We start from the raw sequence: 8151 nt of genomic DNA, 5'->3' as shown, positions 1-8151 counted from the left end.
TCTCATGTGCGATTGTGCATAAGAATGCTGCACATGAGCATACAGGGCAGCGGAGAACATCCGACATTCCCTGCGCAATGGCTTTACGGCTTATGCCGTGATCTCCCCGAAGACGAGTTCTTGGTTGACTCCGTCGCTGCCGGTTCAGCTCGCGCTTCTCCGGCAACTTGACACCTGCAACGGGCGCCAGGACCACACGGTTTTGCCGTACGCTTAATCCACGCCATCGTCTCAGCGTAAACCAGCGTCCACCGCAACCCGTCCAACGTCCGTGACGACGGCCGACGCCCTCTGAGTGGGACGGGATGGGCAGATATATGCACCTGATTTTCATTCTGATAAACAGAAATATTTTTTATTGTGGGGCTTGACACGAATTCCGTAAATCAGAACTGATTTGCCCGTCGCGCCAATTTGCCGCGCTTCCTCCGTTCCCTCTCCCCTTGCGGGAGAGGGTTAGGGAGAGGGGTGGCGTCATCGGGACTACCCGTGTGAACCCCTCTCCCCCGCCCTCCCCCGCAAGGGGGGAGGGAGCCGACCATTCGTGTGGCGCAAGCTCGGCATCATTGCGTAGGATATAGATCAGCATCAATTGGCCCCGCTGCACTCTCATCCAAAGTGCAGAGACAGCCCGCAGGAATTCCGCATGACCATTCCGTTCAAGACCATTCGCGCGCGCGCCGAGAAGCGCAAGGGCGAGCCGAAGGCGCTGCAGAAGCTGCTGCCGCCGAAGCCGGAGGCGAAGGCGCTCGCCAAGCTCGGCGACGACCGCGTTCTCGCCGAGATGACCAAGCGGGTGTTTTCGGCCGGCTTTGCCTGGAGCGTGATCGAGAACAAATGGCCCGGCTTCGAGAAGGCGTTCCTCGGCTTCAAGCCCGGGCCGCTGACGCTGCAGGCGGATGAATTCTGGGATGACCTGATGAAGGACACGCGCATCGTGCGCAACGGCGCCAAGATCATGTCGGTGCGATCAAATGCGACCTTCGTGCGCGAGATCGCCAAGGAGCACGGCAGCTTCGGCAAGTTTCTCGCGAACTGGCCCTCCTCCGACCAGATCGGACTACTCGACCTGCTGGCCAAGCGCGGCAGCCGGCTCGGCGGCAACACCGGGCAGATGATGCTGCGCTTTCTCGGCTTCGACGGTTTCGTCACCTCAAAGGACATGGTGGCAAGCCTGCGCGAGGCCGGCCTCGATATCGCGGAGACAGTGACGTCGAAGCGCGACCTTGCCAAGGTGCAGGCGCAGTTCAACGAATGGGCCGAGGAAACCGGGCTGCCTTACGTTCAGCTCTCACGCATCTGTGCGATGTCGGCCGGGGAGAACTACAGTAACGAGACGCTGGCGCGGTTTTTGGGTGGCGAGGATTGACAACCCGATGTCGGGAGGAACCAGCCGTGCGCATTCCAGCCTTGACTGTCGTAACCGTCGCGGCACTTTTGACCGCAGCGCCCGTTCGGGCGCAGACCTATGATCCGGCCTACCCGATCTGCATCCAGACCTACAGCCACAACGGCAGCGCCATCATATGCCGTTTTACCTCGATGGCGCAGTGCGCCGCGACGGCATCGGGGCGCGCGGCCCAATGTATCACCAATCCATATTATGGCGTGACGCAGGCGCCTGCGGGACGGCGACCGCGCGGGGCGTATTAGTACGACTTGATCGCCGCCATCAGCCCGCCGCGCGCCGCGGCATCTGCTCCGGCGCCACCTCGGAAGGCTGCGGGATCTGCATCAAGATGGTTTGTCCGGCGGAGGCGATTTCGATTCCGGCGTCCTGGAATTTTTGCTTCATGCGCCGGTTGAACTCGCGCTGCACCGGCCAGCGGCCGCTATCGGTGCAGCGGATCTGGCCGACGATCGACACCATCGAACCGTCGACCTTGTCGATACCCCACAATTCGAGATCGCCGCGGATCGCGTGGCGGTACGCGTCCTCGCGGCGCATTTCGGCGACGATGTCCTTGAGGATCTGTCCGGCGCGGTCGGTGTCTTCCTTGTAGGATACATTGACGCTGACGGACGCATTGCCGGCGCCGCGGCTCGAATTGGTGAGCGTCGTCACCGCGCTGAAGGGAACGATGTGCACCGAACCGTCGCCGGCCCGCAGGCGGATGGTGCGGATCGAGACATTCTCGACCGTCCCTGATAGCCCGGAGACCGTGACGTTGTCGCCGACCTGGACGGTGTTTTCCAGCAGCAGAAACAGCCCGGTGATGAGGTCCTGCACCAGCTTCTGCGAACCGAAGCCGATGGCGATACCGACGATGCCGGCGCCGGCCAGCAGCGGCGCGACGTTGACGCCGATTTCGCTGAGCGTGGTCAGACCGACCACCGTGACGATCAGGCACAGCAGCGCCGTCCGCAGCATCGGCTGAAACGTGCGCAGCCGCGCCGCGCGCGCGTAATGCCCCTCGCGCGACAGCGCATTGACCTGACGATCCATCAGCGCGTTGCTGATCTCCCAGATCGCCGCCGCCGCGAGCGCGGCGATGCCGATCGTCACCACCGCGGACAGCAGCCGGCTGCCGATCTGCCCGCCGTAGAACCAGACGATGGCGTCGATGCCCCATACTTCGAGCAGTGCGACGAAGCCCATAAAGGCGATGACCGAAGCGACGATCTTGCGCAGCAGCGGCAGATAGCGATTGGCGCGGGTCTCCAAACCCGGGAAGCGCTGCAGAATCTCGGGGCGGATGCGGAAGCCGCGGTCGATCAGGCTCAGCACCACGATGATCGCTAATCGTGCAATCAGGATGACGGCGATGCCGCCCACGAAATACTGCAACAGCAGCGAATAGCCGTTGCGGATGTGCAGCGCCCACACCGTCCAGAGCGCAAGGTCGAGCGCGATCGCGGGATAGTGCCACACGCCGGCAATGCGGTTGCGTATCTGGGCGGCGGCGCCGGTGCGACCATGCGGCGCGCGAATGGCGTCGGCGATCGGGCGGCGGCATTGCAGGATGATGACGACGATAAAGAGATGCACGACCAGCATCACTAGGCGCAGCAGCGCGGCATAACCGCCGCGGCTCAGCCCGAGCAGCAGCGCCACGTTCGCAAAGGCGATGCCGGACACGCCGACCGCGACGATGCGCCGGACCCAAATCTCGATATAGGCTGCGGTCTCGGCGCGGACCCGAAACAGGCCGTACGGCCCGGCCAGCGCCCGCGCGGCACAGATCAGCGCGCGCGAAAGCGCGTAGCCATTGACGACCGCCTGGATGGCAAGCCGGACCGTCGGGCGATCGCCGATCTCGGTGCTCAGCAGCATGGTGGAAACGCCGACGAAGATCAGCACCGGCAGCAGTTCGAGCGCGAGCCGCCCCAGCACGAACGGCAACCGGATCAGCGACTGCCAGGCCCGCGCCAGGCTGAGACGCCGCCGGTGCAGCGCCGGCTCCACGGTGACGTCAGCGGCGGAGGATGGCGGATCGACCATTGCCAGCGTCTGCGCCGGCGCGCGCGCGGTTTGCGGCAGGCGCGCTTCCAACAGCGCCACCGGCCGCTTGATCAGGCGGAACACCAGCCATTCGGCGGCGAAGGCGCAGCCGAACACCAGCGCCAGCTTCCATGCGATGTCGAAGATCTGGCCGTAAGCCGCGGGATCGTTGACGGTTCGCAGGAACCAGTAATAGAACGCCGGAAAATGCGTCACCGACCGCACCAGATAGGTGACTTCGCGCGAAAGATCGCCGACCTGTTCGGAGACCGTCAGCAGCAATTGCGCGCCAAGACTATCCGCGGTGAGCGGGATGGCCGGCTTCGCTTCGGGCGCCGGCTCGGCGGCCTGCGGCGATGAAGACGCACCGGCAATCGCCCGCAGCGTATCGATCATCTGCGCGCGCTTCTTGTCGTCCTGCAACGTCTCCAGCGCCCGCTTCGCCTGATCAGCCGTCAGCGCTGCGGCGTTGTTGGTTGCCGGGGCAGTGGCGGGCGGCGCCGCATTGGTCTGCGCCAACGCGGGGAACGCAAACAGCGCACAAGCAAGCAACAGCGAGGGCAGGAATTTGTGCGACATCGAGGCCCCTTTTAAATGCGCACGACGGCAAAACCGGAACCGGTTTGCCGCCGCGCCAGCGTCATGTCGGAGAGCCCCTTTTCGCCGCCATCATGTGTCGGAAGTTTGCCAGCGAGACGACTTTCTCTTGGCATTTGCGCGCAGCATTTGCCCTCGGCATTTCTCGCATGCCGCGTCACACAAATGTCGCAGCAATTAATCGCGCGACGTCGCCTGTCTGCGGATGGTGTAGAAAAAATACAGCAACACCGGCAAGGACAGCGAAGTCCATGACAGGCCGTCCCACCAGCCGTCACCGACGAGGGCCGCGACAAGGCCCACGGTGGAGAGGATGCCGATCACAATAGGCAGCGCAAAGATTTGCCGCAGCGTCCGATGGTTTCTCAAGCGATCACCGCGACAGCACGGGCGTATCGAGGGCGGAACCCTGGGCGATGGCGCGATCGACGCTGACGCCGGTCTTGCGCCGGCGCAGCCAGAGATAAACGCCGGTTCCCAATACGATGATCGTCAGCACGTCGAGCAACGCCCAGAGAGTCTTCAGCGGCATGCCGCCATAGTCACCGAAATGCAGCGGTTGCGAAATGAACAGCGTGGTGACGTACCAGGGCATGTCGCGGCTGTCGGTCAGCTTGCCGGTTTCCGCATCGATCAAGGCCGGCTTGAGCAGGCGCGAGGTCACCGGCGTGTCGCCCTTCAGGAACACCGCATAGTGGCTCTTGCTGCTGAACAGCGTTCCGGGGAAAGCGACAAAGCTCGGCGTCATGCCCGGCACCGTGTCCGTCGCGACGGTCACGGCCGATTGCAGCGAGGTCAATTTGGTGGGCGGCGCGCGATCCTTGTATTGCGACGTCATCTCGGCGAGCTGGCCGTATTGCCACATCTTCAGGACGAGATCGGCCCAGGTGTTGATCACGCCGGTGAAGCCGACCACGAGCGTCCACATCACGAGCAGAATGCCCGCCAGATTATGGATATCGAGCCAGCGCACGATGCGCGGGCGATGGCCGCGGTAAGCGCCGAAGTCCAGCTTCCGCATCGACGGCGCGTAGACCACGATGCCGGAGATGATCGCGACACAGAACAGGATCCCCATCAGGCCAAGGAACAGTTTTCCCGGCAAACCCGCGAACATATCGGTATGCAGCTTCAGCATGATGTAGGTGAAGCGGCCGGTGACGTCGGGAGAGTCGAGATAGGCGCCGGTATGCGAATCCATCCGGACGAAACGGTTGTTGGTCGGGTCTGACGTGAGGGACTCGCCGACGCTGACGAACATCGCGTTGGGATCGTCGCGGTCCCAGATCAGGAAATGCGGCACCGGCATGTTCTTCGGCGCATTCGCCATCGCGTTGGCGAGCAGCTTGTCCAGATCGGCGAACGGCGTGCCGGGCGCGACCTCGGCCGGCTTCACCTCGCTGTGCAGGAGCTCGTCGATCTCATGATGAAAGATCAGCGGCAGGCCCGTGATGCACAGCATCAGCATGAAAATCGTGCAGATGAGGCTCGTCCATTTATGGACGGCGCCCCATCTGCGAAGGGATCGTGTCGCCGGCGTCAATTGACTCTTCCTCCGTCCCGATACGGTGCCGCGATGCCATTCACACCCGCGGCATCCCGACGTCCGAGCTCAATACTTCGTCACAAGCACCGGCGGCTTTGGGGTTTCCCCCCAGCGATAGGTCAGTGTCGCAAGGACGGTGCGGGGCTGACCCAGCGCGCAGAAAGCAAGGCCAGTGAAGCAGTTCGTCACGTGATATTTGTCGGCGATGTTGATGGCGTTGACCCGCAGATGAAGACCACGCCAATCACGGTTCAGATAGCTGAAGTCGTACGTCAGCACCGCATCGAACAGCGTATAACCGGGGACCCTGATCAGGTTGGCGTCGTCGCCGAACAAGCTCCCCGTGTATCGGACGCCCCCTCCCAAACCAAGGCCGGCGACCGGTCCCCCGGTAAACTTGTAGAGGCCCCACAGGAATGCACTATCGCGATTCACGCTCGCAACATCCTTGCCGATGATGGCAGGATTCACGTGATCCTCCACGATCGGTATGAGATGGGAGCCGCCAGCGATGATGTCGAAATTGTCCGTAACGCTCGCGCGGAAGTCGGCTTCCACGCCCTTGACGCGGATTCCGCCAACCTGGAACGGAACGAATGTCGGCGTGTTCACCACGACATTCTTCTGGGTCATGTCGAAGATCGCGGCCGTGAACAGCATACTGGTGCCGGGAGGAGCGAATTTGATGCCCGCCTCTATACCCTCGCCCGTCGTGGGCTTGAAGGGTTGTCCCGTTGCCGAAGTAAGCGACAACCCTGCGACCGGCTCGAACGACGTCGAATAGCTGATGTAGGGAGCCAGGCCGATATCGAACACGTAGTTGAGGCCAACCCTTCCGGTGAAGGCGGAATCATCCTGCGGGACAATCTGATTGGCCAGCCTGTTGGTTGTCTCGGCAGTCGCACGGTCATGACGTCCCGTCAGCACCAGATTCCAGCGATCCAGCTTGATCTGGTCCTGAATGTAGACGCCCATCTGGTCCTTGCTTGTCGACGTATTGATGAACGGGATCAGCCCGGCCTTGGTCGGCAGCGGCGTCGCATTATAGACCGGATTGTAGACATCGATCGGGAAGCCGGGGAAGGTCCCGCGGTAATCCGTATCGATCGAGGTTTTCTGGTAGTCCAGGCCGGCCAATACCTTGTGACGCAGCCAGCCCGTGTTGAAATCCGCCTGCAGTTGGTTGTCGATCGCGAAGTTCTTCGTGCTGCCACCAACAAAATTCGCATCGCGCAAGGTGATGCGTTGCGCCGGATCGAAAGCACCCGCGCAGGCGGGATGGCCGCCCGCCACAGGGCAAAGCGTCCCGGCATTGCGCATCGAAAACATATCAATGTCGACCGACGCCACCCGCATGTTCTGGCGGAACTCGAGGGCCTCATTGAAGCGATGCTTGAACTCGTAGCCGATCATGGCCTGGTCATACCCGATCCGGTCGAACGCCGGTTCGCCGGTGTAGGTGTTGACGGGAATTCGACCGTTGGGGTTGGCGAGGAGCGTACCGTACGCCGGCAAATATTGGTGGACCTGGCCGTTGAGACGGTCGCGCTGCGCGCTGGCCAGCACCGTGAGGCTGGTGTCGGTGGTCGGCTGCCACGTGAAGCTCGGCGCGATGAAATAGCGCTGCTCCTTGTTCATGTCGATAAACGTGTCGCTTTCGCGCGCCAGGCCGACGAAGCGATAGAGAAACTCGCGATTCTTGTCGATGGGACCGGAGACGTCGAAGGCCCCCTGAATCCGATTGAAGCTGCCGGTTTGTGCCTCCACCTCGCCGCGCTGCTCAGTGGTCGGGCGCTTGCTCACCATATTGAGAATGCCGCCGGGAGACGCCTGGCCGTAAATGCCCGATGCGGGTCCTTTGAGAACCTCGATTCGTTCGAGCCCGTACGGCTCTGTCCTCGGCTGAGCGAACTGGATCGTCGTATCGTAAGGCAGGCGCAGGCCGTCAAGATAACGCGGTGCGATAAAGCCACGGACCTTGACCTCGGTGTCGAACACGGAGGCCGCGCCGTACAAACTGCCCTGCGTGCCTGACGTATACCGAATGGCCTCTGCGACGCTCTGCGCGCCTTGTTGCTCGATCTGCTGCCTGGGTATGACATTGATCGATTGCGGCGTTTCGAGAATCGGCGTGTCGGTCTTGGTTCCGGTTGCGCTCTGCCGCGCGACAATCCCGTTAACCGGGCCGCTGGCGCGTTCTCTCGCCGGACCGCCACCTGCGTTCTGTTCCACCACCTGCTGCCTTGCAGGTGCCGCGACCTGCCTGGTCGCGCGTTGCGACCTTGCGGCCCTTCTCGCCGGCTGGGTTGGACGTGCCGCCTGCGGCTTCGGTGCATCGACGGTGACAGGCGGCAAGGTTTGGCCGGACTGCGCGCGAACTTCCCCGATCTGCATGCTCAACCCGAATACGGTTACGCAGAAAAACGCCTTCGCCGCGCCCCACGCCGACGGCTTTACAGAATCACGCATCATCCCATCCCCGTTAACTAATCCCCATTCACGAGAGATCAGATTTGATTTTTGGACGCCTTTGCGTATGCGCAAAAAACCTTTGATCGTGCGTCGA

At 62.4% G+C, this 8151-nt stretch carries 6 protein-coding genes; 2 read left to right on the top strand and 4 right to left on the bottom strand.

What is annotated here, in order from left to right:
• The first annotated feature begins 646 nt into the window (after positions 1–646).
• Together JQ641_RS30970 and JQ641_RS30965 are read left to right on the top strand one after the other, a co-directional pair.
• Positions 647–1369, top strand: a complete 723-nt coding sequence (locus JQ641_RS30970; RefSeq protein ID WP_211999658.1) for a DNA-3-methyladenine glycosylase I — start codon at positions 647–649, stop codon at positions 1367–1369.
• Positions 1370–1395: 26 nt separating this feature from the next.
• On the top strand, positions 1396–1653 hold the full coding sequence (locus tag JQ641_RS30965) for a DUF3551 domain-containing protein (RefSeq protein WP_211999656.1): 258 nt from the start codon (positions 1396–1398) through the stop codon (positions 1651–1653).
• 19 nt (positions 1654–1672) lie between these two features.
• Here JQ641_RS30965 and JQ641_RS30960 read toward each other — a convergent pair whose 3' ends face one another.
• The 4 genes from JQ641_RS30960 to JQ641_RS30945 all read right to left on the bottom strand — a co-directional run bounded on the left by JQ641_RS30960 (position 1673) and on the right by JQ641_RS30945 (position 8054).
• Entirely contained in the window at positions 1673–4021 is a 2349-nt protein-coding gene (locus tag JQ641_RS30960; protein WP_211999653.1) for a mechanosensitive ion channel domain-containing protein, read from the bottom strand.
• Positions 4022–4216: 195 nt separating this feature from the next.
• Positions 4217–4408: a hypothetical protein gene (locus JQ641_RS30955; protein ID WP_211999651.1), complete on the bottom strand. Its 192-nt coding sequence runs from the start codon at positions 4406–4408 to the stop codon at positions 4217–4219.
• Positions 4409–4412: 4 nt separating this feature from the next.
• Positions 4413–5582, bottom strand: a complete 1170-nt coding sequence (locus JQ641_RS30950) for a PepSY-associated TM helix domain-containing protein (RefSeq protein WP_211999649.1) — start codon at positions 5580–5582, stop codon at positions 4413–4415.
• A 69-nt stretch (positions 5583–5651) separates the two neighbouring features.
• Entirely contained in the window at positions 5652–8054 is a 2403-nt protein-coding gene (locus JQ641_RS30945) for a TonB-dependent siderophore receptor (protein ID WP_249150857.1), read from the bottom strand.
• Positions 8055–8151: the final 97 nt, after the last annotated feature.

Origin of the sequence: Bradyrhizobium sp. JYMT SZCCT0180 (assembly GCF_018130165.1) — a bacterium.
Lineage (GTDB): Bacteria > Pseudomonadota > Alphaproteobacteria > Rhizobiales > Xanthobacteraceae > Bradyrhizobium.
This window is presented reverse-complemented; position numbering and strand designations above follow the sequence as displayed.

Coding starts and splice junctions, on each gene's coding strand:
- JQ641_RS30970 (WP_211999658.1), top strand. CDS start 647: ATGACCATTCCGTTCAAGACCATTCGCGCGCGCGCCGAGAAGCGCAAG.
- JQ641_RS30960 (WP_211999653.1), bottom strand. CDS start 4,021: ATGTCGCACAAATTCCTGCCCTCGCTGTTGCTTGCTTGTGCGCTGTTT.
- JQ641_RS30945 (WP_249150857.1), bottom strand. CDS start 8,054: ATGCGTGATTCTGTAAAGCCGTCGGCGTGGGGCGCGGCGAAGGCGTTT.